This is a genomic window from Microbacterium oryzae (genome assembly GCF_030406385.1).
GTDB lineage: Bacteria > Actinomycetota > Actinomycetes > Actinomycetales > Microbacteriaceae > Microbacterium > Microbacterium oryzae_A.
The window spans coordinates 609893-634424 of record NZ_JAUEPM010000001.1 but is presented as its reverse complement, the minus strand read 5'-3'; the positions used below and the strand labels follow the sequence as shown (position 1 = coordinate 634424).

21 protein-coding genes are annotated in these 24532 nt (G+C 74.0%); 11 read left to right on the top strand and 10 right to left on the bottom strand.

All coding sequences use genetic code 11. The features are described 5' to 3' along the window. Window positions 1–49 precede the first annotated feature (49 nt). Both QWJ90_RS03120 and QWJ90_RS03115 read right to left on the bottom strand, forming a co-directional pair. Window positions 50–1363 carry an O-antigen ligase family protein gene (locus QWJ90_RS03120; RefSeq protein WP_290106131.1) on the bottom strand — a complete coding sequence of 438 codons (1314 nt, stop codon included), beginning with the start codon at window positions 1361–1363 and terminating at the stop codon, window positions 50–52. Continuing rightward, complete coding sequence (locus tag QWJ90_RS03115; protein ID WP_290106130.1) at window positions 1360–2781, bottom strand: O-antigen ligase family protein; 1422 nt, start codon at window positions 2779–2781, stop codon at window positions 1360–1362. Before QWJ90_RS03115 ends, QWJ90_RS03120 begins: the two co-directional genes overlap by 4 nt. A gap of 49 nt (window positions 2782–2830) precedes the next feature. Between QWJ90_RS03115 and manA the strand changes: the two genes are divergently transcribed. The 4 genes from manA (at window position 2831) to QWJ90_RS03095 (ending at window position 8716) form a co-directional block, all read left to right on the top strand. Beyond that, window positions 2831–3985: a mannose-6-phosphate isomerase, class I gene (gene manA / locus QWJ90_RS03110; protein WP_290106129.1), complete on the top strand. Its 1155-nt coding sequence runs from the start codon at window positions 2831–2833 to the stop codon at window positions 3983–3985. 161 nt (window positions 3986–4146) lie between these two features. Then, entirely contained in the window at window positions 4147–4467 is a 321-nt protein-coding gene (locus tag QWJ90_RS03105; RefSeq protein ID WP_290106128.1) for a WhiB family transcriptional regulator, read from the top strand. Window positions 4468–4547: 80 nt separating this feature from the next. Further along, on the top strand, window positions 4548–7343 hold the full coding sequence (locus QWJ90_RS03100) for a glycosyl transferase (protein WP_290106127.1): 2796 nt from the start codon (window positions 4548–4550) through the stop codon (window positions 7341–7343). Further along, on the top strand, window positions 7340–8716 hold the full coding sequence (locus tag QWJ90_RS03095; RefSeq protein WP_290106125.1) for a DUF5719 family protein: 1377 nt from the start codon (window positions 7340–7342) through the stop codon (window positions 8714–8716). The genes QWJ90_RS03100 and QWJ90_RS03095 overlap by 4 nt, the downstream gene beginning before the upstream one ends. 15 nt (window positions 8717–8731) lie before the next feature. On the opposite strand, the gene QWJ90_RS03090 is transcribed toward QWJ90_RS03095, so the two are convergent. Next, window positions 8732–9190 (bottom strand): hypothetical protein, encoded by a 459-nt coding sequence (locus QWJ90_RS03090; protein ID WP_290106124.1) that lies wholly within the window; start codon window positions 9188–9190, stop codon window positions 8732–8734. Window positions 9191–9258: 68 nt separating this feature from the next. Here QWJ90_RS03090 and QWJ90_RS03085 point away from each other — a divergent pair, with 68 nt between their 5' ends. Beyond that, complete coding sequence (locus tag QWJ90_RS03085; RefSeq protein WP_156240720.1) at window positions 9259–9465, top strand: DUF3499 family protein; 207 nt, start codon at window positions 9259–9261, stop codon at window positions 9463–9465. 3 nt (window positions 9466–9468) lie between these two features. Here the strand turns inward: QWJ90_RS03085 and QWJ90_RS03080 are convergent, their stop codons facing one another. Then, window positions 9469–10464, bottom strand: coding sequence for a stage II sporulation protein M (locus QWJ90_RS03080; RefSeq protein WP_290106123.1), 996 nt, complete (start codon window positions 10462–10464; stop codon window positions 9469–9471). Between the two features lie 16 nt (window positions 10465–10480). Here QWJ90_RS03080 and QWJ90_RS03075 point away from each other — a divergent pair, with 16 nt between their 5' ends. Next, entirely contained in the window at window positions 10481–11284 is an 804-nt protein-coding gene (locus tag QWJ90_RS03075; RefSeq protein ID WP_290106122.1) for an RDD family protein, read from the top strand. 3 nt (window positions 11285–11287) lie between these two features. Here the strand turns inward: QWJ90_RS03075 and QWJ90_RS03070 are convergent, their stop codons facing one another. Then, on the bottom strand, window positions 11288–12007 hold the full coding sequence (locus QWJ90_RS03070) for an aquaporin (RefSeq protein WP_290106121.1): 720 nt from the start codon (window positions 12005–12007) through the stop codon (window positions 11288–11290). Window positions 12008–12156: 149 nt separating this feature from the next. Here QWJ90_RS03070 and QWJ90_RS03065 point away from each other — a divergent pair, with 149 nt between their 5' ends. Beyond that, entirely contained in the window at window positions 12157–12612 is a 456-nt protein-coding gene (locus QWJ90_RS03065; RefSeq protein ID WP_290106120.1) for a Fur family transcriptional regulator, read from the top strand. Then, window positions 12609–14876 (top strand): catalase/peroxidase HPI, encoded by a 2268-nt coding sequence (gene katG, locus QWJ90_RS03060; protein WP_290106119.1) that lies wholly within the window; start codon window positions 12609–12611, stop codon window positions 14874–14876. The genes QWJ90_RS03065 and katG overlap by 4 nt, the downstream gene beginning before the upstream one ends. Window positions 14877–14928: 52 nt before the next feature. On the opposite strand, the gene QWJ90_RS03055 is transcribed toward katG, so the two are convergent. The 5 genes from QWJ90_RS03055 to QWJ90_RS03035 are packed head-to-tail and all read right to left on the bottom strand — an operon-like array spanning window position 14929 to window position 20272. Then, window positions 14929–16239: a DUF58 domain-containing protein gene (locus QWJ90_RS03055; RefSeq protein ID WP_290106118.1), complete on the bottom strand. Its 1311-nt coding sequence runs from the start codon at window positions 16237–16239 to the stop codon at window positions 14929–14931. A gap of 11 nt (window positions 16240–16250) precedes the next feature. After that, a complete protein-coding gene (locus tag QWJ90_RS03050; RefSeq protein ID WP_290106117.1) occupies window positions 16251–17234 on the bottom strand; it encodes an AAA family ATPase in 984 nt (327 codons plus the stop codon). Further along, window positions 17231–18397: a DUF4350 domain-containing protein gene (locus QWJ90_RS03045; RefSeq protein ID WP_290106116.1), complete on the bottom strand. Its 1167-nt coding sequence runs from the start codon at window positions 18395–18397 to the stop codon at window positions 17231–17233. The genes QWJ90_RS03050 and QWJ90_RS03045 overlap by 4 nt, the downstream gene beginning before the upstream one ends. A gap of 25 nt (window positions 18398–18422) precedes the next feature. Further along, the gene (locus tag QWJ90_RS03040) at window positions 18423–19088 is read right to left on the bottom strand and encodes a DUF4129 domain-containing protein (protein ID WP_290106114.1); all 666 of its coding nucleotides are present in this window, start codon (window positions 19086–19088) and stop codon (window positions 18423–18425) included. Further along, window positions 19085–20272 (bottom strand): glycerophosphoryl diester phosphodiesterase membrane domain-containing protein, encoded by a 1188-nt coding sequence (locus tag QWJ90_RS03035; RefSeq protein ID WP_290106113.1) that lies wholly within the window; start codon window positions 20270–20272, stop codon window positions 19085–19087. Before QWJ90_RS03035 ends, QWJ90_RS03040 begins: the two co-directional genes overlap by 4 nt. Before the next feature lie 182 nt (window positions 20273–20454). Between QWJ90_RS03035 and mtrA the strand changes: the two genes are divergently transcribed. Genes mtrA through QWJ90_RS03020 form a run of 3 tightly spaced genes read left to right on the top strand, consistent with a single transcriptional unit; the run spans window position 20455 to window position 24507 of the window. Further along, window positions 20455–21135: an MtrAB system response regulator MtrA gene (gene mtrA, locus QWJ90_RS03030; protein WP_290106112.1), complete on the top strand. Its 681-nt coding sequence runs from the start codon at window positions 20455–20457 to the stop codon at window positions 21133–21135. Between the two features lie 7 nt (window positions 21136–21142). Beyond that, window positions 21143–22807 carry an MtrAB system histidine kinase MtrB gene (gene mtrB / locus QWJ90_RS03025; RefSeq protein WP_290106111.1) on the top strand — a complete coding sequence of 555 codons (1665 nt, stop codon included), beginning with the start codon at window positions 21143–21145 and terminating at the stop codon, window positions 22805–22807. Next, window positions 22804–24507, top strand: a complete 1704-nt coding sequence (locus QWJ90_RS03020) for an LpqB family beta-propeller domain-containing protein (protein ID WP_290106110.1) — start codon at window positions 22804–22806, stop codon at window positions 24505–24507. Before mtrB ends, QWJ90_RS03020 begins: the two co-directional genes overlap by 4 nt. Window positions 24508–24532: the final 25 nt, after the last annotated feature.

Genomic DNA, 24532 nt, shown 5'->3' with positions numbered 1-24532 from the left:
GCTCCGGATGCGAGACGGGATCGGCACCGGGATCGGGCCGCCGTCGAGCCTATCGCGCCGGCCCCAGCGGATCCTGGGATTCGCCGCCGCTCGCCACCAGATCGAGGCTCTCCCGCCAGGAGCGGGACTGGCCGGCCCGCACCGCGCAGAGCACCAGGAGGAGCCATCCGGCGCCGTCGAGGGTGAAGCTCTCGAACATCGAGTCGACGATGAGCGCCACGAGCACGGCCGGCGTCCACGCGTACACCGTCGACTTCCGCTCGCTCGCGACCAGCCACGATCGCACGAAGGCGACGCCGCACAGCGCCGCGAACAGCAGCAGCCCCACCCAGCCGAGCTGCAGGAGGACGTCGAAGAACGCGTTCAGCGCCGACGCGTGCGACTGGCCGAGGAGCACGTTTATGACGTTGAGCGGGTAGGCGTCGCCCTCCCACGTGCCGTGCCATCCGAATCCCTGGATGGGCCGGATCTGCACCCAGCTGAGGATCTCGTTCCAGAGGTCCGCGCGGAGCGAGAAGCCGGCCGTCGCGTCCAGCCAGCGCAGGATCGGGTGCCGCAGCGCGTAGGCCAGCGAGAGCCCGAGCGCGACCGCGACCGCCAGGGTCCACTGCAGCGAGCGCCGACGCTGCGCAGGTGTGCTGCGCACCAGGGCGAGCGCCATGAGCGCGACCGCCACCGACCCGGCGAGGACGACCGCCGTGGGCGACGCGGACAGGATGGCCAGCAGGGCGGCGAGCGTGATCGAGAACACCGCCGTCGCCTGCGGCACCGACCGCGTGCGGCGCTCGACGAGGAACGTCACGAGCGCGACGACGGAGACGAAGCCCAGCAGGTTGCGCGTGCCGAAGATGCCCTGGATCGGCCCGCCGTTCGCGATCTCCCCGGCGATCCCGAGGAAGGGGAACGGCATGTCGAGGAGGACGCCGGCGAGGATCTCCAGCCCCAGCGACAGCGCCAGCAGCCACCGCAGCACGTCGCCGAGCGTTCGCACGGTCTGCAGGGTGTCGCGGATGTGCGCGATGACCAGCGCGAGGAATCCGTAGCCGACGAGGGACAGCCATCCGCCCAGGGTCGCGTCGTCGTCGTACGACCAGATGGTCGACACCAGCGCCCACGCGAGGAACGCGACGAAGCTCGTGGGTGCGAAGCCGAGCGGGCGCAGCTCGCGGCGCCGGGCGATGACGATCGCGACGCCGAGGAGATCGAGCGACACGATGATGGTGCCGAGCGTCACGGATCCCGCGGTGCTCTCGATCGCGTGCGCACCGAGCACCGCCAGCAGCGTGGTCAGGGTGTACGCGCGGGCGGTGTCGGCCGAGCGCAGGAGGCGCACGGCCGCCCCCATCGGCGCGGACGAGGTCATCGGCGCCGGGTCCGCAGCGGTCGCCGCTCGGGAGCCGACGCCTCGCCCGCCCCGACGTCGACGAGCGGGGCCGCCTTGATCTTGAACGAGAGCCCGACCACGAGCATCCAGCCCCACAGCATGATGGGGCCCGACTCCGTCAGGCCCTGCACGAGCAGCATCGCCACGACGAGCGGGGGGAGGAGCGAGACCGTCTGGTACGGGCGGTCGGCGCGGATGTCCCAGCGAGGCCGGTCGACGGCGAAGAACCACGAGCGCCACACGAGTGCGGCGAACACGCCGAGCACGACGAGGACGCCGAGCGCGCCGAGCTGCAGGAAGACGTCGAGCCACATGTCGTGCGCGTGGAACACGGTGATGCCGTGATCGACGATCCAGCCGTCGAAGGCGGGATCCCAGGGGAGCCAGGGGCTCGCGAACCCGTGGCCGACGACCGGACGCTCGGTGGCGCGATCGAGGACGGCGCTCCAGATGGCGCCGCGGCCGGTGAGGTCTTCACCGCGGCCGACCAGCGCGAGGAGCCGGTCGCGGAGGAGCAGGGCGAGTGCCGCGCCGACGACGACGACCGCGGCGAACAGTGCGTAGCGACGGGTGCGCGCTCGCGGGCTGCGCGCGCGGCGCATGAGCAGGATGGCCCCGAGCACGACGGCGACGACGACGAGCGCCACGAGGGTGGTCACCGACCCCGAGCGCAGCAGGAGGAACGCGGCCACGGCCATCCACACTGCGCGCACCACGGGCGAGGGGGCGCGGTCGGCCAGGCGCACGCCGAACACGATGAGCGCGAGCAGGCAGAGGATGCCCAGGAGGTTGGCGTTGCCGACGGCCCCCTGCAGCCGCCCCGGGTCGAGCACCGGGTCGAGAAGGTTGCCCCGCACCCAGTACCAGTGCGGATCCGGGTGCGGCGGCACGTCGGTGAAGTTCGGCAGCAGCGGGCGATGCCGCACCGCTGCCACCCACAGCTCGAGGAGGACAGACAGCCCCAGCACCCAGCGCAGCGCGATCTCCAGGCAGCGCAGCAGCTCGCGCCACGTGAGCACGTCGGCCAGGAACACGCCCTGCAGCGTCGCCGCCGCGAGGAGCAGCCACGTGACGGCGGTGGTGGCCGCCCACGACGACCAGGCCAGCGACACGAGCGCGAGGGCCACGTAGCCGAGTGCGAGCCACGGGAGCCGGCGCCACGGGAAGGGCGCGCGGCGTCGGGCCAGCCGGGGGACCCAGATCGCGACGGTGCCGAGCGTGAGGGCGGCCAGGAACACGGCGCCGCCGGCGAAGCCCAGCAGGTTCCACCAGAAGGAATGCGCGAAGGCGGAGAAGACGACGAGCACGGCGTAGGCGCGCAGCAGGAGGTGGCCCGTGGTCTCGCGCTCGGGCGCGGTCGGCGGGTCGGCGACCGGGTACCGGCTCAGCTGCGTCATCGCGCACCAGGCTACCGTCACCGCGATGCCCGCCCCCTAGGCTTGGGGCGTGCTCGTTCCCCTCGCCAACGCTCCCAGGGACTATGCCTGGGGTTCCCGCTCGCTCATCGCCGCGCTGGAGGGCCGCGACCCCGCCGCCGGCCCCGAGGCGGAGGTCTGGTTCGGGGATCATCCGTCCGACCCCGCGGACGTCGAGGATGGGAGCGGCCGCACGCTGGACGCCTGGATCGCCGACAACGGCGTGCGGGTCTCGCCGAGCGGGCGCCTGCCCTATCTCCTGAAGCTGCTCGCGGCCGGCGCGCCCCTGTCCATCCAGGTGCACCCGACGAAGCGGCAGGCGGAGGCGGGGTTCGCGCGCGAATCGAGGCTCGATGCCGGCGCCGCGCGCAACTACGTCGACGACAACCACAAGCCGGAGATCATCGTCGCGCTGAGCGACCGGTTCGAGGCGCTGGCGGGTCTGCGCGAGCTCGAGGCCACGCGCCGCCTGCTGGACGCGATCGGCGCGTCGGCCGCGCCGCTGCGGGACCGGCTGGGCGACCCGGAGGGACTGCGCGACGCGCTCGGCTGGCTGCTCAGCGGAGATGCCGACGACACCGTCGCGGCGATCATCGCCGCGCTCGAGGAGGCGCAGTCGACGGAGTTCGCCGCCGAGCTCGCCAACGCCCGCTACATCGCCAGCATCCACCCGCAGGACCCCGGCGTGGTCGTGGCGCTGCTGATGAACTACGTCGTCCTGCGTCGCGGCGAGGGCCTGTTCCTCGGGGCGGGGATGCTGCACGCCTACGTCGCGGGTCTCGGCGTCGAGCTCATGGCGGCCAGCGACAACGTGCTGCGCGGCGGGCTCACCCCCAAGCGGATCGACGTCGAGGAGCTGCTCGCCATCGTGGACCCCGAGCCCGGTCCCGTGCCGGTCGTGCTGCCGGTGGCCGGCGACCGCGGCTCCCGCTCCGTGGAGTCGTTCGCCGTGCCGGTGTCGGACTTCCGCCTGCTGCACGTGGCGGTGGCGCACGAGGAGCCCGCCGTGCTCCGCCCGACCGGCGCCGCCATCGTGCTCGCGGCCGCCGGCGAGGTGACGGTCTCCGACGGGGGCGACGCGGTCTCGCTGCGGCCGGGGCGCGCGGTGTTCGCGACCCCCGACACCGCGCAGCTGCGGTTCGCGGGCGACGGGGAGGTCTTCATGGCGGAGCCGGGCGTCGCCTGAGCGCGCGGGGATCCGCCGCCGCGACACGCCGGTGGACCAGGTGAACCTTCGATCTTCCCTTCAGGGTTTACGATCTGCGACTTGACCTCTGCGAATCACACCGTTGTAATTAAGTGCACACGCTGCCCGCGTGGGGGAGACACAAGGGTTGGAGAGCGACGATGGCGCCTTCGCAGTATCGATCGGGAGTACCCGACGACTGGTTCGTCGATCCGGTCGAGCTCGGCGTGCCGGGAGTCCGGCCGGCGACGGCGGAGGAGACAGCGCTCGCGTGGCAGAGCGATGCGCTGTGCGCGCAGACGGATCCCGAGGCCTTCTTCCCCGAGAAGGGCGGCTCCACGCGCGACGCCAAGCGCATCTGCGCGACCTGCGACGTGCGGGCGGAGTGTCTCGAGTACGCCCTGCAGAACGACGAGCGCTTCGGCATCTGGGGCGGTCTGAGCGAGCGCGAGCGTCGCAAGCTCAAGCGCCAGGCGAGCTGACCGCCCGCCGGCTGGGAAAGCGCCGCCTCGGCGCGCCGATCTCCGGCCCCGCGCGCCGCACGGCTTAGGCTTGCCCGGTCATGCCCGCCGCAGTCCACGCCGTCCTCGTCGCGCGCTCCTCACCGGATGCCGCATCCGCCCTCGAACGCACCCTCGCGGCCATCCGCTCGCAGCGCCGGCCCGTCGACGCGCTCACGGTCGTCGTGTGCGGATCGCTCGAGCCGTTCCGCGACCTCGTGTCGTCCTCGGGCGCCGAGGGCATCGTCGAAGCCTCGGCCGCCACGACCTTCGCGGGAGCTGTCGGCTACGCGCTGCGGCGGGTGACGCCCGGCGCCGCGGTGTGGCTGCTCGCGCACGACTCCACACCCGATGCCGGCGCGCTCGCCGCCCAGACGGCGGCCCTCGAGCGCGGCCCCTCCATTGCGATCGCCGCGCCGAAGCTCGTCGACGAGCGCGATGCCGAGCGCATCGTCTCGCTCGGGCGGAGCATGACCCGCTTCGGGCGCTCCGTGGAGCTCGCCGACGGCGAGTTCGACCAGGGCCAGTACGACGGACTCGACGACGTGCTGGGCGCGGACGTCCGTGGCGTCCTCGTCCGCGGCGACATCGCCGCCGAGCTCGCACCGGATCCCGCGCTCCTCGGAGCCGATGAGGGCCTCGACATGGGCGTCCGCGCGCATCTCGCCGGCCGCCGCGTGGCGCTCGTGCCGCGCGCGCGCATCGCCGTCCCGCCCCCGCATCGAGCGCGGATGGCCGACGACTACCGCGAGCGCCTCGCGCAGCTGCATCGCCGACTCGCCTACGCGCCCGCGTGGGCGGTCGTGCTGCACTGGCTCTCGTTCCTGCCGCTGGCGCTGTGGAAGACCGTCGTCCAGCTCATCGCCAAGGCGCCGGCGTTCGTGCCCGCGGAGTGGGCGGCCGCCGTCGTCGCGATGGTGCGCGTGGGGGCGGTCGCGCGCTCGCGTCGTCGCATCCGCGGCATTCGCAGCCGCTCCTGGGCGAGCGTCGAGGCGCTCCGCGTGACGCGCGCGGACCTGCGCGAGCGCCACGATCCGCACCACGCGCCCCGCGTGCGCAGCGAGCTGCGGTTCTTCTCGGGCGGCGGCGCGTGGGCCGTGCTCGCCGCCGGCGTCGTGAGCGTGGTGGCGTTCCTCGCGCTGCTGTCGTGGCCCGGGGTCGCGGGGGGCGCGCTCCTGCCGCTGCAGCGCACGGTCTCGGGCCTCTGGTCCGAAGCCGCCTACGGGCGCCGCGAGGTCGGGCTGCACGTCGTATCGGCGGCCGACCCGTTCGCCGGCGTCACCGCCCTGCTCGGGTCGCTCTGGCCGGCGAGCCCGTCCTTCGCGCTCCTCGTGCTGTGGCTGCTGGCCCTGCCGCTGGCTGTGCTGGGTGCGTGGTTCGCCGCCACGCGGGTGACGCCGCGCGCTGGCGTCCGCGTCGTCATGGCCCTCCTCTGGGCGTTCGCGCCCAGCTTCCTCTCGGCCCTCGTCGATCCCCGTCCCGCGTCTGTCATCGCGCACCTCCTGCTGCCCTGGCTGCTGTTCGCCGGCGCCGCCGCTCACCGCTCGTGGGGAGCCGCCGGCAGCGCCTCGCTGCTGCTCGCCGCCGTCCTCGCGTGCGCCCCGTCGCTCGCCCCCGCGCTCATCCTGGTGTGGGCGATCGCGCTCGTGCTGACCTGCGTGCGGCGCCCGCGCGCCGTCGCCCGCGTGGTGTGGACGGTGGTGCCCGCGGTGGTGCTGTCGCTCCCCGTCGTTCTCGCGCAGGTCGGCCGCGGCACCCCATGGGCGCTCCTCGCCGACCCGGGCCAGCCCTGGGCGGCGCCCGCGATCGCAGCGGAGGAGCGGTGGCGGCTCGCGCTCGGATTCCCGACCCCCGACCCCGGCGGATGGGGCGCTTTCCTCACCGGCTTCGGACTGCCGGCCTCGACCTGGTGGGTCCCGCTGCTGCTCGCGCCGGTCGCACTCGCCGCGGTGATCGCGCCGCTCACGCGGCGGTGGCGGATGGGCACGGCGATGGTCGTGCTCGCGGCTCTCGGACTCGTGTCCGCCGTGGCGGTCGTCTCGCTGCAGCCCGCCTGGGCGCAGTCGACCCCCGTGGCGGTCTGGCCCGGGTCGGCCCTCAGCCTCGCGTGGCTGGGTCTCGTCGCCGCGGCGGCGGTCGCCCTCGACGTCGGTCTCGCTCGGCGCGGACTGCGCGCGGCGGTCGCCGTCGTCGCGCTCGTCGGCGTATGCGCGGCCGCCGTGCCAGCCCTGACCGCCGTGCACCGGGGGCAGTCGGAGCTCCGGAGCGGCGGTGACACCACCCTGCCCGCCTACGTCTCCGCTCAGGCGGCGATCGTCGACGACCTCGCCACCCTCGTCCTCAGTCCGCAGGCCGACGGCGGGCTCGCGGCGTCGCTCGTGTGGGGGTCGAGCGAGACGCTGGGCGGGCAGTCCACGCTGCAGTCCACGCAGCCCGTGGTCTCCGACGACGACGTGCGGGTCGCGGAGATGTCGACCGATCTCGTCTCCGGCGCAGCCGGCGACATCGCCGCACGGCTCGCGGACGAGGGCATCGCGTTCGTCCTCCTCGCCGCGAACGACGAGGAGGACGAGCTCGCGCGCGCCCTGCGGCTCGCGGCGACGACCGCGATCGACCAGCGCGGCGGGCTGGTGCGTGTCGGGGAGACGCCGCGCGGCGTGCTGTGGAGCGTCGACGCCGAGCGCTCGCCGCGAGCGCCCCTGTCGGCCGACGACCAGGCGACCGCCCGCGCCATCGCGCTGGCGCAGCTCATCGCGGTGGCGGTCGCACTGCTGCTCGCCGTGCCGACGCCGATCTCGCACCGGGCGGCGCGGCGCAAGCCCCGGGTCATCGGGGCGGGATTCGAGGAGGCGGAATGAGCAGGGCGACGACATCGGCGCGCATCGTCATGGGAGCGGTCGTCTCGGCGGCCGCCGTGGCCGCGGTCGTCGGCGCTGGCGCGGCGCCCTGGCCCGCGGTGGGCGCCGCCGCACCCTCGACCGACGTGCTTCCCGCACCGGCCGAGGTGCTGCTCGCGTGCGACGGGCCGCTGCTGGCGCTCGCGCGCTCCGCGGAGGACGCCGCAGGGGTGAGCGCGGCCGCCGACGCCGCCGTCATCTCCGGCGACGCGAGCGGCGAGCGCCTCGAGCAGGGGGAGCTGACGCTCTCCGGTGTCGCCGATGCGACAGCGCCGCTGTTCCGCCGCTCCCCGGAGGGCCGCGAGCCCGTCCCCGCGGCCGCCGCCTCGTCCGTCGAGGCGCGCGACATGGATCTCGGCGGGTTCGCGGCCTCGGAGTGCCGGGCGCCGCAGATGGAGTCCTGGATCGTCGGCGGCGACGTCGCCACCGGGACCACGGGCATCCTGCTCGTGGCGAACCCGACCGACGCGAACGCGGTCGTGTCGCTGGACGTGTTCGGAGTCGAGGGCGTCACCACTCCCGCCGGCGCCGATGCCATCGCGATCCCCGCCGGTGCTCAGGTGCCCATCCCGCTGGCCGGCATCGCCGGAGGCGAGGAAGCGCCAGCGGTTCGGGTCACCGCGGTCGGCTCGCCGGTGCGCGTCACCCTCCAGTCCAGCATCGTGCGCACGCTCGAGCCCGGCGGCATCGACCTGCAGCCGGCGGTCGCGCCGGCGGCGACGCAGGTCCTCCCGGGCGTCAACGTCACGCCCGAGGCGAGTGAGGGGGAGAACTCCTCCGGGCTCGTCCGGCTGCTGTCCACGGCGGATGCCACGGCGACGGTCACCGTCCTGCCGGAGGGCGGCGGCGTTCCGGTCCGCGCGCCCGAGGAGGTCGCGCTGACCGCCGATCAGCCGAAGTCCGCCGATCTGGGCGGCCTTCCGGCTGGCCGGTACACCGTGCTCGTCGACGCCGATCAGCCGGTCGTCGCCGCCGCCTGGCAGGCGACGGGCTTCGGGCCGGGCTCCGACTACGCCTGGTACGCCGCGGCGCCGCCGGTCGAGCGCGCCACGCTGTTCGCGGTGCCCGACGGCCCCAACCCGCGCGTGAGCGTCTACAACCCGGGCGACGAGGCGGTTACGGTCGCGGTCTCCGGCGACGATGGAGAGCAGTCGCTGGAGGTGGACGCGCACGCCTTCGCCTCGGTCGCGCTTCCCGGCAGCGGGCTCTACACGCTCGACCCGGGTGGTTCCACGCTCCACACGTTGCTCGGCTTCGAGGGCGGCAGTGTGCTCGCGGCGCTGCCGATCACGCAGGACGCGTCGATGCCGCGGCCGCTCACCGTCTACCCCTGACCGGTTCGCCTGCGGTCAGTACCAGCGGTAGCGGTCGGGGGCGAGGTCCCACGGGTCGCGGTCGAGGTAGTCGGCAGCCGCGCGGAACACCGCGCCCTCCACGACGATGCGGCGGTGGTAGTCGTCCGCCCGCGCGAGCCCGATCGCGCCGTGGACCCGGCTGAGCCGCTCCACCGGGATCCGGAACAGGATGATCCGCCGCGCGGCGCGGTCGATGCGCCAGCGGGGGATGCCGTCCTCCGACGGCTCGACGGGGAGCCCCGCGATCTCGAAGCTCACGTCGCGCAGCTCCGGCCAGGCGCTGCGGAGGTACTCCGCCGCGGAGCCGACGGCCACGTCGAATCGCTCATAGCGCGTGTCGACGGGCGGCAGCGGCGGGCGCACGATCGAGCTGCGGCCCGCGCGTCCGTGCCTGCCGTGCCGCGCGGTCGCGCGAGGCGGCGCCGGGCGGGGCGGGCGGTTCCACCACTTCATGGCTCCAGCTTACGGCGCTGCTGCGCGTCGTCGCCGTGCCCGAGCTGCTCGTCGGTAGGCTGATCCGGATGCGCGAGAGACTGTGCTCCAAGGTGGGCTGCGCCCGCGAGGCCGTGACGACCATGACCTACGACTATGCGGACCAGATGGCCGCGGTGGGTCCGCTCGGCGCGGGGGACGACCCCCACGCCCACGACCTGTGCGCGCTGCACACCGAGCGCCTGTCGGTGCCGCAGGGCTGGGTCGTCGTCCGGCACGAGACGCTCCGCGCCTGACGCTCAGCCGGCGACGAGTCTCGCCGTGCCCGCCTCGTACTCGGTGAGCCCGCCGGTCTCGCCCGCGCGCACCGCGCGCCGTCCCTGCACGAGCATGTAGCTCAGGAAGACCGCCAGCGCCGCCGCGCCGATGCCGATCTTCACCCACCACGGCCAGGGCTGACCGGTCACGAACCCCTCCACGGCGCCCGCGAGCGCCAGGGCGAGCACGAGCCCGACCGCGATCGTCGCGAGCGAGAGCCCCGCATCGGCGAGGGCCGCCGACCGCGTGCGCGGACCGGGGGCGACGAGCGCCCAGAAGATGTGGAACCCGGCCGCGCCCGCCACGAAGATGCACGTCATCTCCAGCAGCCCGTGCGGGAGGATGTACAGCACGAAGACGTCGCCGCGGTCGAAGGCGAACATGACGGCCGCGGCGATCCCGAGGCTCACCGCGTTCTGCACGAGGACGTACGCGGGGAAGATGCCGGTCACGCCGAACAGGACGCACTGGGCGGCGATCCAGGCGTTGTTGGTCCAGACGGTGCCCGCGAAGACCGCCGCGGGGTTCTCCGTGTAGTACCCCGCGAACTGCTCGTCGGCGTAGTGCTCCAGCTGAGCGGCGGGGCCGAGCGACGCGACGAGGGCGGGATCGCGCGACACCCACGACGCCACGAGCGCCACCACGCCGACGAAGACCACGGCGATGCCGAGCGTCGTCCAACGCACGCGGTGCAGGGCGGCCGGAAGCTGCCGGACGAGGAAGCGCGCCAGCGCGCGGAGGGCCCCGTCGGGCGTCCCCGTCAGCCGCAGGCGCGCGCGCGAGAGGATCGCCGACACGTGGTCGCCCTGCGGCGTGCGTCCAGCGGTGGTCTTGATGTCCGCGAGATCGGCCGACGCCGCCTGATAGCGCGCGACGAGCTCGTCGACCTCCGGTCCGGTGAGCCGGCGGCGGCGGGAGAGCTCGTCCAGACGCGCCCACTCCGGGGCGCGAGCGGCCGTGAGGGCATCGAGGTCCACCTGATTAACTGTACGCATGTCGACGCCATCCGCCGCGGCGATCCGCGACGACGAGGTGCTCACGGGCGAGGCCGTGGCCCTCGACGTGCAGCCCGTCGGGGTGCTGCTGCGGGCGGCCGGTGCGCTCATCGACATCGCGGTGTCCGCCGCCCTGTTCCTGCTGTTCGCCCTCGCCATGACGAGCCTCGTCGACGCGGGCGCGCTGGACGAGAGCTCACTGCAGATCGCCCTCGTGGTGATGATCGTCCTGCTGCTGGTCGTCCTGCCCACGACCGTGGAGACGCTCACGCGCGGTCGCAGCCTCGGCAAGCTCGCCGTCGGCGGCCGCATCGTCCGCACCGACGGCGGCGCGATCGGCTTCCGGCATGCGCTCATCCGCGCGCTCCTCGGCGTCTTCGAGACGTATCTCACCGTCGGCGGCACCGCCCTGCTCGTCGGCATCTTCACCCCGCGCGGGCAGCGCCTGGGCGACCTCGTCGCCGGCACCTACAGCGAGCGGACGCGCACGCCGCCGCTGTCGCCGGTGGACTTCTCGCTGCCGCCGGGCATGGAGCCGTGGGCGGCGGTGGCGGATGTGGCCAGGATGCCCGACCGAATCGCGCGGCGGCTGTCGCGCTTCGTCACCGGGGCGGCGCGCATGCACCCCGGCTCGCGGCAGGGCCTGGCCGAGGAGCTCGTCGGCGAACTCGCGCCCTATGTCGCGCCCCTCCCCGCGGTGCCGCCGGAGGTCGCCGTCCGCGCGGTGGTCGCGGTGCGCCGCGGGCGGGAGCTGCGCGCTCTGCAGCTCCGTGACGAGCGCGTCGCCCGCCTGCTGCGCTGACGGTCAGGTCGTCGCGGCGTTGCGGCGCGCGAGCCCGGCGGCGAGGGCGCCGACCAGCGGGAGCACCGCGAACACCCAGACCTGCGCCAGCGCGTCGGCGCCGCCGTACACGGCCGCCGCGACCGCCGTCGCCGGGTTGACGAGACCCCCGTCGATGGGGGCGGCGACGAGATGGATGGCCGCGAGCGCGGCTCCGACGGCGCTCGCGCGCCGGGCGCCGTCGCCGAGGAAGACGAGCGCGAGCATCGCGGCCAGCACGAGCTCGACGATGACCGCCGCCGGCAGATCGAAGCCCGCGGCGGAGCGCGCGCCCCACCCCGCGCTCGCGAAGCCGCCGTTCTGAGCGGCCTCCAGCCATCCGACCGGCCCGAACAGGCCCACGAGGACGAGGAGGGTCGTCGCCACCAGCCCGCCGATCATCTGGACGAGCGCGTAGCGGCCGGCGTCGGACCAGCGCAGCCGCCCGGCGGCGGCGACGGCCAGCGTCACGGCGGGGTTGAGGTGCGCGCCCGAGACGCGGCCGAACGCCGCCGCCGCCGCGAGGTAGCCGAGGCCGAACGCCGCCGCGACCGCGAGGTGCACGACCCCGGACGCGTACGCGCCCGCGGGGTCGGCCAGGTGCGAGGCGAACAGGGCGGTGCCGACGCCGAGGAAGACGAGGAAGAACGTTCCGGCGCCCTCGGCCACCAGGCGCGGGGCGAGGGCGGGGGAGGGATCGGGCATGACATTCCTCTCGACGGGCGACGACCGCATCTCGCCCCGATCGTGGCACAGTCGACGCTCCGGCCGGGAGCGCCGAGGGGCGCTCGCGCCGGACACGCCGGATGGAGCGGTTGTTTTGAATGGTTCAAAAAGACGCCTAGGATGAGGCCATGATCCCCGCTCGTCCCGACGCCGAGTCGGCCCTCCGCGCCGCCGGCCTGCGCGTGACCGCGCCGCGGCGTGCGGTGTACGGCGCCCTCGTCGGCGCCCCGCACGCGCGCGCCGACGAGGTGTTCGAGCGCGTGCGCGACACCGTGCCGGGCACCAGCCTGCAGGCTGTCTACAACGTGCTCGGCGACTTCGTCGACGCGGGACTCGCGCGGCGCATCGAGCCGAGCGGCCAGCCGGGACGCTTCGAGCTGCGGGTGGGGGACAACCACCACCACGCCGTGTGCACGTCGTGCGGCCGCGTCGACGACGTGGACTGCGTGCAGGGGGCCGCCCCGTGCCTGCACCCCGGCCACGACACCGGCTTCGTCATCCACACCGCCGAGGTGACGTTCTGGGGCCTGTGCCCCGACTGCGCCTCCGCGACCTCCCCCCACCCGATCGAAAGGACTCCATGAGCAGCGACACCCTGACCGGCTGCCCCGTCATCCACGACGGCGCCGCGGACGACACCACGCGTCTCCCCGCCGCCGACCTCCCCGCGAGCGAGCCCCGCGGCGACCTGGTCCACCCCACCCAGGGCGACCCGAACCGCGAGTGGTGGCCGGAGCGCCTGAACCTCAAGCTCCTCGCGAAGAATCCCGCCGTCGCCGACCCGTACGCCGACGAGGACTTCGACTACGCCGCGGCGTTCCAGACCCTCGACCTCGCGGCCGTGAAGGCCGACATCGCCGAGACCCTCACGACGTCCCAGTCGTGGTGGCCCGCCGACTTCGGGCACTACGGCCCGCTCGTCGTGCGCATGGCCTGGCACAGCGCCGGCACCTACCGCGCCCTCGACGGCCGCGGCGGGAGCGGGGCGGGGCAGCAGCGCTTCGCGCCCCTCAACAGCTGGCCCGACAACGCCAACCTCGACAAGGCGCGCCGCCTGCTCTGGCCCGTCAAGAAGAAGTACGGCCGCAGCCTCTCGTGGGCCGACCTCATGATCCTCGCAGGCAACGTGGCGCTCGAGACGATGGGCTTCAAGACCTTCGGCTTCGCCGGCGGCCGCGCCGACGTGTGGGAGCCGGAGGACGACGTGTACTGGGGCGGCGAGAAGATCTGGCTGGGGAGCGACAAGCGCTTCAGCGGTCAGCGCGAGCTCGACAAGCCGCTCGCGGCCACGCACATGGGCCTCATCTACGTGAACCCCGAGGGCCCCGAGGGCGTGCCGGATCCGCTCGGTGCCGCCGCGGACATCCGCGCCACCTTCCGCCGCATGGGCATGGAGGACGACGAGACGGTCGCCCTCATCGCCGGCGGGCACACCTTCGGCAAGACGCACGGCGCGGCTCCCGACACCCATGTCGGCGCCGACCCCGAGGGCGCCTCGATCGAGGAGCAGGGGCTGGGCTGGAAGAGCTCGCACGGCTCGGGCAAGGGCGACGACACCATCACGTCCGGCCTCGAGGTGACGTGGACCTACCACCCGACCCGCTGGGACAACGAGTTCTTCCACATCCTGTTCGGCTACGAGTGGGAGCTCATGGAGAGCCCCGCCGGCGCCAAGCAGTGGCGCCCGAAGAACGGCGGCGGCAGCGACCTCGTGCCGCTCGCGCACTCGGATGGCCGTCGCGAGCCGCGCATGCTCACCACCGACATCGCGCTGCGCGAGGACCCGGGCTTCGCGAAGCACGCCCGCCGCTTCGCGGAGGACCAGGACGCGTTCTCGGACGCCTTCGCCCGCGCCTGGTTCAAGCTCACGCACCGCGACATGGGCCCGAAGGCCCGCTACCTCGGCCCCGAGGTGCCCGCTGAGGACCTCATCTGGCAGGACCCGCTGCCCGCGGTGGACCACGAGCTCATCGACGCCGCGGACGCTGTGACGCTGAAGGAGCGGATCCTCGCCTCCGGGCTCACCGTGTCGCAGCTCGTCTCGACCACATGGGCGGCGGCGTCCACCTTCCGCGGCGGCGACAAGCGCGGCGGCGTGAACGGCGCGCGCATCCGCCTCGCCCCGCAGAAGGACTGGGCGGTCAACAACCCCGCTCAGCTCGCCACCGTGCTGTCGGCGCTCGAGGAGATCAAGGCCGCGTTCGACGCCGAGCAGCAGGGCGGGAAGCGCGTGTCGCTCGCCGACCTGCTCGTGCTCGCCGGCAACGCGGCGGTCGAGAAGGCAGCGGGCGAGGCCGGCGTGGAGGTGCGCGTGCCGTTCCGTCCGGGGCGCACCGACGCCACGCAGGAGCAGACCGACGTCGACTCGTTCGGCTACCTGGAGCCCATCGCCGACGGCTTCCGCAACTACGCGGGCCCCGACGCGACGCTCCCCGCCGAGTACCTCCTCATCGACAAGGCGCACCTGCTCACGCTCAGCGCGCCGGAGATGACGGTGCTCGTGGGCGGTCTGCGCGTGCTGGGCGCGAACTGGGACGGCTCGCCCTACGGCGTGTTCACCGACCGCCCCGGTGTGCTCACGAACGACTTCTTCGTGAACCTGCTCGACCTCGGCAGGACGTGGCGTCCGCTCGACCCGGGCAAGCACGCCTTCGAGGCCACCGACGACGAGACCGGCGAGGTCTTCGGCCGAGGCACCCGCGTGGACCTCGTCTTCGGCTCCAACTCGGAGCTGCGCGCGGTCGCCGAGGTGTACGCCTCCGACGACGCGACGACCAAGTTCGTGCACGACTTCGTGAAGGCGTGGACGAAGGTCACGGAGCTCGACCGCTTCGACCTCAGGGGCTGACCCGCCCGCACGAGAGCCGGCCCCGGGGGATCCCCCGGGGCCGGCTCTCGTCTCACAGGCGGCCCGTGCGCTTGAGGTCGAGGTACCGGTCGGCCAGCCGCGGCGGCAGGTCATCCGGCGGCGCGGTCAGCGCCTGCGCGCCCGCCCGCTCGACGGCCCTGGCCACCTGATCGACGGCGGCCAGCGCGGCCTCCGCGGCCGCCGCGCGGTACAGCGCATCCGACGTGCCGTGGCCGCGGGCCGCGTCGGCGGGCGTGGAGTCGGTCGCCGACGCGACGAGCACGGTCGTCCCTCGGCGCGCGGCGCCGGGCAGCGCGCCGAGGAACCCGCGCGCGGCATCCGACGACTCCTGGGCGGTGAGCAGCACGAGGAGCGACGGGTGCGGAGCGAGCCGCCGCGCCTGCGCGAGCGCGGCATCCCAGTCGGTGTCGATGAGCTGCGCGTCCACCGGCGAGAGGGCGTCGACGAGAGCGGGGAGCAGCGCCGGCCCCTCGGCGCCGCTCACCCGCGCGCGCACGCGCCGGTCGAACGCGACGAGGTGCACGTGATCGCCCGCGCGCTGCGCGAGCGCCGCGAGGAGGAGCGCCGCCTCGACGGCGGCGTCGAGGCGGGTGCTGTCGCCTACGCGCGCGGCCGCCGTCCGTCCGGTGTCCAGGACGACCACGATGTGGCGATCGCGCTCGGGCCGCCACGTGCGCAGCATCGTCGTGCCCGCGCGGGCGGTGGCCCGCCAGTCGATCGAGCGCACGTCGTCGCCGCGGACGTAGGGGCGGAGGGAGTCGAACTCCGTGCCCTGCCCCCGCATCTGCACGCTCGTGCTCCCATCGAGCTCCCGCAGCCGCGCGATGCGACTGGGAAGGTGGCGTCGGCTGCGGAACGGCGGAAGCACGCGGATGGCCCCTGGCGCGTCGAGCACGCGCTGACGCCCCGCGAGTCCGAGGGGGCCCGTGCTCCGCACCGCCACGAACGCAGTGCGGAGCTCGCCGCGCCGCCGCGGGGCGAGGCGGACGCGCAGCGAGCGCGTCTCGCCGGGCGGCACGTCCACAGCCAGACGGGCGGGCTGGGCGCCGGCAGTCGGCTGCCATCCGTCTCGCACCCAGCCGCGCAGGCGCCGACTGCCGGTGTTGACGAGGCGCACGACCGCCTCCGCCGCCTCGCCCAGGCGCACCCGTGGCGGGATCGCCCGATCCATCCGCAGCGCACGGGGGTCGGCTGCCGCTGCGACGTCGACGGCGACCGCCGCCGTGCACACCGCCACCCAGACGGCCAGTACGAGCCACGGGTCGGCGCCCGCGGCGCCGAGGAGCACCACGGGGACGATCCCGAAGGCGGCGAGAGCCGCGAGCCGGCCGGTGACGTGCATCCGTCAGCCGATCAGAGCGGCACGGGCGTCTGCTGCAGCACGGCCGTGAGCACGGCCTGCGCGGAGACGCCCTCGATCTCGGCATCGGCGGCGAGCCGGATCCGGTGCCGCCAGACGGGGATGATCATGGCCTGGACGTGATCGGGGGTGACGGCCGGATAGCTGCCGAGCCATGCCCACGCCTTCGCCGCCGCCAGCAGCGCCGTGGCCGCGCGCGGGCTCGCGCCCAGCTGCACAGATGGGCTCCGGCGCGTGGCGCGGGCGAGGTCGACGATGTAGGCGAGCACGTCGTCGTCCACGGCGACGGCGTCGGCCGCGCGCTGCGCGGCTTCGATGTCGACCGTGGTGAGAGCCGCGGCGACGCCCTCCAGCGCACGCGGCGAGAACCCGTCGGCGTGACGCCGCAGCACCGCGACCTCCGCTTCACGCGGTGGCACCTCGACGACGAGCTTCATGAGGAAGCGATCGAGCTGGGCCTCGGGGAGCGTGTACGTGCCCTCGTGCTCGATCGGATTCTGCGTGGCTGCCACGAGGAAGGGCGAGGGCAGCGAGCGCGTCACGCCGTCGGCAGACACCTGCCGCTCCTCCATCGCCTCGAGCAGCGCGGCCTGCGTCTTCGGCGGGGTGCGGTTGATCTCGTCGGCGAGGAGCACATGGGTGAAGACCGGGCCCTCCCGGAACTCGAACTCGCCCGATCGGGAATCGTAGACGAGCGAGCCGGAGACGTCGCCCGGCATCAGATCGGGCGTGAACTGCACGCGCTTGGTGTCGAGGCCGAGAGCGCGGCTGAAGGAGCGCACGAGCAGGGTCTTCGCGACACCGGGGACTCCCTCGAGGAGCACGTGCCCGCGGGCCAGCAGGGCCACGAGCAGCCCGCTCACCGCTGCGTCCTGCCCCACGACGGCCTTGGCGACCTCCGTGCGGACGCGTTCGACGGCCTCCCGCAGGGCGGCGGGGTCGGGAGCAGGCGTGTCGAGGGAGGGCGTGTCGGTCACGATGGCGTCCTTTCGGTGCGGACGGCCGCGTCGACGGCCGCCTCGAGATGGCGGAGGCGTTCGCCCCACACGACGAGCTCCCGGTCGCGCTGCGGCTCGGCGAGGAGAAGAGCGAGGATGGCCGTGGGCTCGGCACGCAGCCGGGCCGCGGCTGCGTCGGCGATCTGCTCGCTCGAGGCCGAGCGCGGCAGGCCCAGCCGGCGGGCCATCCGGCGCTCCGCGCCCCGGCCGAGGAGGTGCGCGGCGTGCCGGGAGTCGGCCGCGCGGGCGTAGAGCCGTGCGCGTCCCTCCATCGTCTCGCCGGCTCGAACCGTGACGGGCAGGTTCTCCGCGACGAGCGGACCGAACCGGCGCCCGCGCCAGAGGCCCGCGACCACGACGCCGAGAGCGGCGAGCACGATGGCGGGCGTCACCCAGGCCGGGGTGAGCTCGCCGAGGGTCTTCGGCTCAGCGGCCGCGTCGGCGTCTGTCGGCAGGTACCAGACGACGCGCTCGCCGCCGCCGAGGAGCGCGAGAGCGAGCGCTGCGTTCCCCGCGCGGTCGAGGTGCTCATTGGCGAGGAGCGCTGTGCCGTCGACGGCGGCGCGGTCGCCCGTGGGCGAGGTGAGGAGCGCCCACGCGCCCTCCGTCACGGGATAGCATCCGTTCGAGTCGCCGGGTGCGTACGCGGCGCCGGGCACGATCGCCCCCGCGCGGCTCGCAGCCGCCAGGGAGCAGGAGGGGGCGACCTCCCCGCCGTCGCCGCGAGCGCGGAAGGCCGCACCGTCGAAGAGAAGGCGCAGGTCGCGGGCGGCGGGGGACAGCAGCACGACGTCGTCCGCGGCGGAGACGAGACGACGCACATCCGCATCGGCGAGGGGAGTGGTCGCCCCCAGCGCCAGGGTGCCGCCGGCGTCGGCATGGGCGATGGCCTCGTCGAGACCCGTCGCGACGACGACCTCGACGCCCGCGCGATCCTCGAGAAGCCGCACGATCGCCCGCGCGCCGTCGGGAGCGGGAGAGGCGGCATCGAGCGGCGGGCGCTCCGACCACTCGTCGGGGCTCACCAGGACCAGCACGAGGCCGCCGACGATGAACGCGATGACCAGGGCGGACCATCCCGCCACCCGTCGGCGGCGTGCGGTCGCCGACGGGGCGGCCGACACGCTCGGCTGCCCGCTCACCGTGCCGCTTCCGGTGCGGTGCCGCTCACCGCTCCGCCCCCGCTGCAACCGGGACCGCCAGGGGGCGCGCGGCGGCGAGCGCATCGTCCAGCCGGGCCATCCGCTCGTAGGCCGCCGACGAGGCCGCACGGTGCAGATAGCGCACGTCGTCGAACGCGTCGGCGGCGGCGGCCAGCTCGTCGGCGTGGGCAGGGAAGGGCCGCGCGGCCATCGTCGCCACGCCACGCGCGGTGGTGCCGGGGGAGAGGGCCACCAGCCCGCGCTCGTCGAGGCTCCTGGCCAGGGCGCGGAATCGGTCGATGGCCGCCGCGCCCCAGTCGCCCGCCGCCGCGAGCCGCGCCGCCGACGCCCGCAGCGCCGCGGCGGAGCGCGCGTCGGACTCCCCGAACAGCGGCGCGGAGCGCTCGGCGATCCGATGCGCGGAGCGCGGGCGGCCCCAGATGAAGAACGCGCACACGACGAGCGCGGCGACGACCGCCGTCACGATGATCGCCAGGAGCGGACTCCACTCGCTTCCGGCCTGCGGCTCGAGGATGCGCGCGATGACGTCGCCGATGACGCCGGCGATGCGGTCGAACAGCGTGGGCTCGGCCACGCGATAGACCGGGTCCGAGAGCTCCTCCTCCGCCCAGTCGCGCGCCTCGTCCCCGTCGGGGAGCGACGCGAGCGCCGCGGTCACGGCCACGATCACGACGAGGATGCCCCCGAGCCGGGGGCCTTCTCGCCGGGTTCGCCGGCGGGCGGGATCTGCTGGCCGTATGCGGGGGGCTGTCCGTAGGGCGGGATCTGCTGCCCGTACGTCGACGGCGCCCAGGACTGAGGGATCCGCGGGGGAGCGATGGCGGCGGGGTCGTAGGCGTAGGGATCGGACAGCGGTGCCTGGCCGCTGTCGCGTCGCTCCACGTACGCCTGCATGCGCAGGTCGAGGCCCTCCTGGCGCATGCGAGCGTCGATGTAGACCAGCGCGGAGGAGGTGGCCTGGACGACGACGGTGACGGAGGCGACGACGAGGGTGACGATCTGGCTGGCCGCGATCGTCAGCGCGAACGCGATGGCGGCCGAGGCCTCCGGCGCACCGGTGGGGACGAAGACGCTGGAGACCGCGGTGCCGAGGAAGGAGAAGGGCAGACCCACGACCGAGGAGGCGACGTTCATGATCGTCGCGATGAGGACGATGATGCCGAACGTCGGCCAGAACCGGCCGCGGGTGAGCTGCCACGACCGTCGGATGCCGCGGCCGACCCCGATCTGCTCGAGGATGATCGCACTCGGCACGATGAACAGCTTGGTGGCGAGCCAGGCGTACAGCACGAGGGCGCCGAGAAACGCGACGATGCCGAAGACCACGGCCATCCAGGTCTCGAGCGCGGCGAGCGCGGCGACGATCGCCACGAGGGCGGCGACCACGACGGCGACGGCCGCGGTGATGAGCAGGTAGTACCCGATGAGGCGCCAGAGGACGGGGCGCACGCGGCGCCAGAGGGTGCCGAGCGTCGCGCGCTCGCCGAGGGACGCGTACGCCACCTCGCCCACGACCACGGCCTGCACGATCACGCCGAGCACACCGAGCACGAGCGCGACGGCGATGGTGGCGAGCACGGTGACGAGGGTCGCACCCGCCGCGATGAGGTCGAAGTCCTCCGACATCTCCTCGACGGTGTCGAGCCGCGACATCGCGGCGAAAGCCACCGCGCCGATGACCACCACGCCGATGATGGAGGAGACCATCTGCACGACCACCGCGAAGCCGAGGAGCACCCGCGGGTTGCCGCGCAGGGCGGCGAACGAGCGCCCGAGCACGGTGCCGAATCCCATCGGCTGCAGGGGGATGAGGCCGCCGCGCGGCGCCGGCGTCCACGACGGTTCTGCGGTCACGTCGATTCCCTCCCGACCGGCGAGCGGACGGATGCCGCCGTCTCCCCACATCGTGTCACACCTGCCCCGCGTGCCCCGTGTCGCGGCCATTCTCCGACAGGGGTCGTCTAGGCTGATTCCCACGCCTCGCCCGCGCGACCGACGCGCGCCGGCGCGCACCCGGAGCAAAGGACCCACCCCTCATGAGCGCCCGCATCCTCGTGGTCGACGACGACACGGCCCTCGCCGAGATGATCGGCATCGTGCTGCGCACGGAGGGGTTCGAGACCGCCTTCTGCGCGGACGGAGCCCTGGCTCTCGACAGCTGGCGTCAGGAGCGCCCCGACCTCGTCCTGCTCGACCTCATGCTGCCCGGCAGGGACGGCATCGAGATCTGCTCCGACATCCGCGCCGAGTCGGGGGTGCCGATCATCATGCTCACCGCGCGCTCGGACACCTCGGACGTGGTCGCGGGGCTGGAAGCCGGCGCCGACGACTACATCGTCAAGCCCTTCAACCCGAAGGAGCTCGTCGCCCGGATCCGGACGCGGCTGCGGCCGGCGCTGGAGGCCTCGGACGACGTGCTCCGGGTGGGCGATCTCACCATCGACGTCGCCGCGCACGAGGTGCGTCGCGGGCAGACGCCGATCCCGCTCACGCCGCTGGAGTTCGAGCTCCTCGTCGCCCTCGCGTCCAAGCCCCAGCAGGTCTTCTCCCGCGAGGCGCTCCTCGAGCAGGTGTGGGGCTATCACTACAAGGCCGACACTCGCCTGGTGAACGTCCACGTGCAGCGGCTGCGCGCCAAGATCGAGATCGATCCCGACAACCCCAAGATCGTCATGACGGTGCGGGGCGTCGGCTACCGCGCCGGTGCGGCGGTCTGATCCGACCATGTCCCAGGCCGCTCGGCCCGCGCGGATCACACTGAGGCGACCCGCCACCTGGCTCCCGGCCATCCGGGCGCAGTGGATCACCTCGCTGCGCTTCCGCACCACCTTCATCACCGTCGCGGCCACGGCCCTCGCGATCGCGGTCACCTGCGTGTTCACGGCCCTGGCCATCCACAACAATCTCTTCTCGACCAGTCGCGACGAGGTGCTGGGCCAGGCGCAGCGCGCCGTGATCGCCGCTCAGGACGTCATCGACACCGCTGAGGTCGCCACGGACGGGGCCGCCCTGCAGCAGGTGCTCTTCGATGCGCGGCGCGAGCTCACCACGCAGGCTGGCACCTCGTATTACGCGTACTTCCGCGTGGCGGACGAGGCCTCGGGGATCGCGCCGCCGGACTTCAGCTTCCTGCTCGAGGAGGGCGACGACGCCATCCTCAGCGAGGGACTCCGCGACCGCGTGCGGTCGTCGGACGACGGCAACCAGTGGTGGCAGTCGGTGGGGCTGCAGATCGACGACTCCGGCGACGCGGTGCCGGGGATCGTGGTGGGCCAGCAGCTGGAGGTGCAGAACGCAGGCCCGTACGAGGTCTACCTCGCCTACAGCCTGGAGGAGGCCGACCGCACGCTGCGCTTCGTGCAGGGGATCCTGTGGATCACCGGGATCGTGCTCGTCCTCCTCGTCGCCGCCATCTCGTGGTTCGTGCTGCGCACGGTCGCGCAGCCCATCCTCGAGGCGAGTCGGACGAGCGAGCGATTCGCCGCCGGTGATTTCGAGGTGCGACTGCCCGTGCGCGGGAAGGACGAGCTGGCGGCGCTGGGCCGCTCGTTCAACGCCATGGCCGACAGCATCGAGGCGCAGATCACCGAGCTCGCCGAGCTGTCGCAGGTGCAGCAGCGGTTCGTCTCGGACGTCTCGCACGAGCTCCGCACGCCGCTCACGACGATCCGCCTCGCCTCCGAGATGCTGAACGACCGGCGATCGGAGTTCGACGAGTCCACCGCGCGCGCGGCCGAGCTGCTCCACACCCAGGTCGCCCGCTTCGAGCAGCTGCTGACCGACCTGCTCGAGATCAGCCGCTACGACGCCGGCTCCGTGCAGCTCGAGCTCGAGCCCAGCAACCTCGCGCAGCTCGCGGAGGATGTGGCGGACTCCATGCGCGACGTCGCCGGCCGGCACGGCAGCGAGCTGCGCGTGGTGGCGCCCGGCGGCTACTCGCCCGTCGACGTCGACCCGCGCCGAGTGCGCCGCGTGCTGCGGAACCTCATCGGCAACGCGATCGAGCACGGCGAGGGGCGCCCCATCGTCATCACCATCGACAGCGACGCGCACGCCGTCGCCGTCGGTGTGCGCGACTACGGCCTGGGCATGTCGCCCGAGCAGGCCTCGCGGGTGTTCGACCGGTTCTGGCGCGCCGACCCCTCGCGCAAGCGCACCCTGGGCGGAACGGGCCTCGGGCTCGCCATCGCGCTCGGCGACGCCAAGCTGCACGGCGGGGCGCTCGAGCTGTGGTCGGAGCCCGGACGCGGGTCGCACTTCGTGCTCACCGTGCCGCGCGTGCCGGGCCAGAGCGTCACCCGCTCGCCGATCCCGGTCGAGCCGAACGGCAGCGCCGTGGAGGACCTGGGCGTGACAGAGCCCATCCGCACCGGAGAGGACCTCGCATGACCGCCGTGCGCCGTTCGCTTGCCGCAGCCGTCCTCGCGGCGGCGCTCGTCCTCGCCGGCTGCTCGGGCCTGCCGCAGAGCGGGCCGGTGTCCGTCGGGAACGCGCCGGACGACGTCGTCGACGAGGTCACCGGCGGCAGCTACGACGCCGAGGAGCCGCGCTCCGGCGACTCGCCGGAGGACATCGTCGACGGGTTCCTCCGCGCCTCGATCTCGCCGGAGCAGAACTGGGAGACCGCGCGCCATTACCTCGCCGACGACCTCGCCGAGACGTGGCAGCCGGCCGCGAGCGTGACGATCGACGCGACCGATGACCGCGAGATCGCCGAGATCGCCGCATCCGGCGGGGTCGCGACCGTCACCGCCGACGTGCAGGGGGAGGCGGTCCTCGACGGTGATGGCCGATACAGCGTCGCCAGCGACGGCACGACCTCGCTCGCGTTCGAGCTGGCGAAGGACGAGGAAGGGCAGTGGCGCATCGTCACCGCGCCCGACGGCATCGTGCTGGACGGCCAGTACTTCGCCGAGCTCTACAGCGCCCACGACCTGTACTACTTCGACGCGACGTGGACGCACCTCGTGCCGGACCGCCGCTGGTTCCTCACCAGGCAGAACGCGCGCACCCGCATCGTGCAGGAGCTCGTGGACGGCGCCCCCAGCGAGTGGCTCGCGCGCGGGGTGCAGACCGCCTTCGGTGAGAACCTGCAGCTCTCGCGCGGCACGGTGCCCGTCGACGCCGACAACGTCGCGCAGATCGAGCTCACGGGGGGCGCGGGAGTCGATGCCCAGACCCTCGGGCGCATCACCGCGCAGCTCGAGCAGAGCCTCGCCTCGACCGACGTGCGCAGGGTCGCCCTCACGGTCGACGGAGAGGCGAGCGACGTCGCGGCGACCGAGGTCGCCTCCACGCGCACCGACCCGCGCCCCCTCGTGCTGACCGACGACGGCTTCGGATATCTCGCCGGCGGGGAGATCACCCCGGTCGGCGGCATGTCGGATGTCCTCGCGGACTTCCCCGAGGACATCGCCTCCATCGCGGTGTCGGCGGACCAGCAGGTCGCCGCGATCGGCCTCGCCGACGGGGGAGCGATGCGCGTCACCGCCGACGACCGACCGTCCGCGATCGATACCGGCGGCCGGGTGGCGCCGCCGTCGCTCGACGCCTACGGGTTCATCTGGACGGTGCGGCCGGACGACCCGCGCACGCTGACCGCGTGGAGCCCGGACCTCACACCGCGCCCCATGGCCGGCGAGTGGGCCGACGTGTCGCGAGTGCAGGCGGCGGAGGTCTCGCGCGACGGGTCGCGGATCGCGGCCATCGTCACGATCGGCGAGCAGCAGTGGGTCGTCGTCGCCGCCATCGAACGCGAACCGGATGGCACGCCGCTGTCGGTCGGCCCCCCGCGGCGCATCGCGCAGCTGCGGATGGCTGGGATCGACCTCACGTGGATCGACGACATCACGGTGGGCATCGCCGCCGGGGGAAGCGACAGCGCGCAGGTCATCCAGCAGCCCATCGGCGCACCCGCGCGCAGCGTCGCGGCGCCGCTGGCCGTGGTGACGATCGGCGTCGGCGACCAGGAGTCGCCGGTGCGGTTGCTGACCGACGACGGCGCCCTGCTCACCCTGCGCGGGACCATCCCGACGCAGTCGGCCAGCGACGTGCGCGTGCTCGCCACCCAGCTGGGGCAGACGGACTAGGCGATCCCGCTCGTCGCCTGCACAG

What these genes read in the sequence shown, in the direction of transcription:
- QWJ90_RS03100 (WP_290106127.1), top strand. Translation starts at nt 4,548, where the DNA reads ATGCCCGCCGCAGTCCACGCCGTCCTCGTCGCGCGCTCCTCACCGGAT.
- QWJ90_RS03105 (WP_290106128.1), top strand. Translation starts at nt 4,147, where the DNA reads ATGGCGCCTTCGCAGTATCGATCGGGAGTACCCGACGACTGGTTCGTC.
- QWJ90_RS03095 (WP_290106125.1), top strand. Translation starts at nt 7,340, where the DNA reads ATGAGCAGGGCGACGACATCGGCGCGCATCGTCATGGGAGCGGTCGTC.
- QWJ90_RS03065 (WP_290106120.1), top strand. Translation starts at nt 12,157, where the DNA reads ATGATCCCCGCTCGTCCCGACGCCGAGTCGGCCCTCCGCGCCGCCGGC.
- QWJ90_RS03055 (WP_290106118.1), bottom strand. Translation starts at nt 16,239, where the DNA reads ATGCACGTCACCGGCCGGCTCGCGGCTCTCGCCGCCTTCGGGATCGTC.
- katG (WP_290106119.1), top strand. Translation starts at nt 12,609, where the DNA reads ATGAGCAGCGACACCCTGACCGGCTGCCCCGTCATCCACGACGGCGCC.
- mtrB (WP_290106111.1), top strand. Translation starts at nt 21,143, where the DNA reads ATGTCCCAGGCCGCTCGGCCCGCGCGGATCACACTGAGGCGACCCGCC.
- QWJ90_RS03115 (WP_290106130.1), bottom strand. Translation starts at nt 2,781, where the DNA reads ATGACGCAGCTGAGCCGGTACCCGGTCGCCGACCCGCCGACCGCGCCC.
- QWJ90_RS03120 (WP_290106131.1), bottom strand. Translation starts at nt 1,363, where the DNA reads ATGACCTCGTCCGCGCCGATGGGGGCGGCCGTGCGCCTCCTGCGCTCG.
- QWJ90_RS03085 (WP_156240720.1), top strand. Translation starts at nt 9,259, where the DNA reads ATGCGCGAGAGACTGTGCTCCAAGGTGGGCTGCGCCCGCGAGGCCGTG.
- QWJ90_RS03070 (WP_290106121.1), bottom strand. Translation starts at nt 12,007, where the DNA reads ATGCCCGATCCCTCCCCCGCCCTCGCCCCGCGCCTGGTGGCCGAGGGC.
- QWJ90_RS03090 (WP_290106124.1), bottom strand. Translation starts at nt 9,190, where the DNA reads ATGAAGTGGTGGAACCGCCCGCCCCGCCCGGCGCCGCCTCGCGCGACC.
- mtrA (WP_290106112.1), top strand. Translation starts at nt 20,455, where the DNA reads ATGAGCGCCCGCATCCTCGTGGTCGACGACGACACGGCCCTCGCCGAG.
- QWJ90_RS03075 (WP_290106122.1), top strand. Translation starts at nt 10,481, where the DNA reads ATGTCGACGCCATCCGCCGCGGCGATCCGCGACGACGAGGTGCTCACG.
- QWJ90_RS03020 (WP_290106110.1), top strand. Translation starts at nt 22,804, where the DNA reads ATGACCGCCGTGCGCCGTTCGCTTGCCGCAGCCGTCCTCGCGGCGGCG.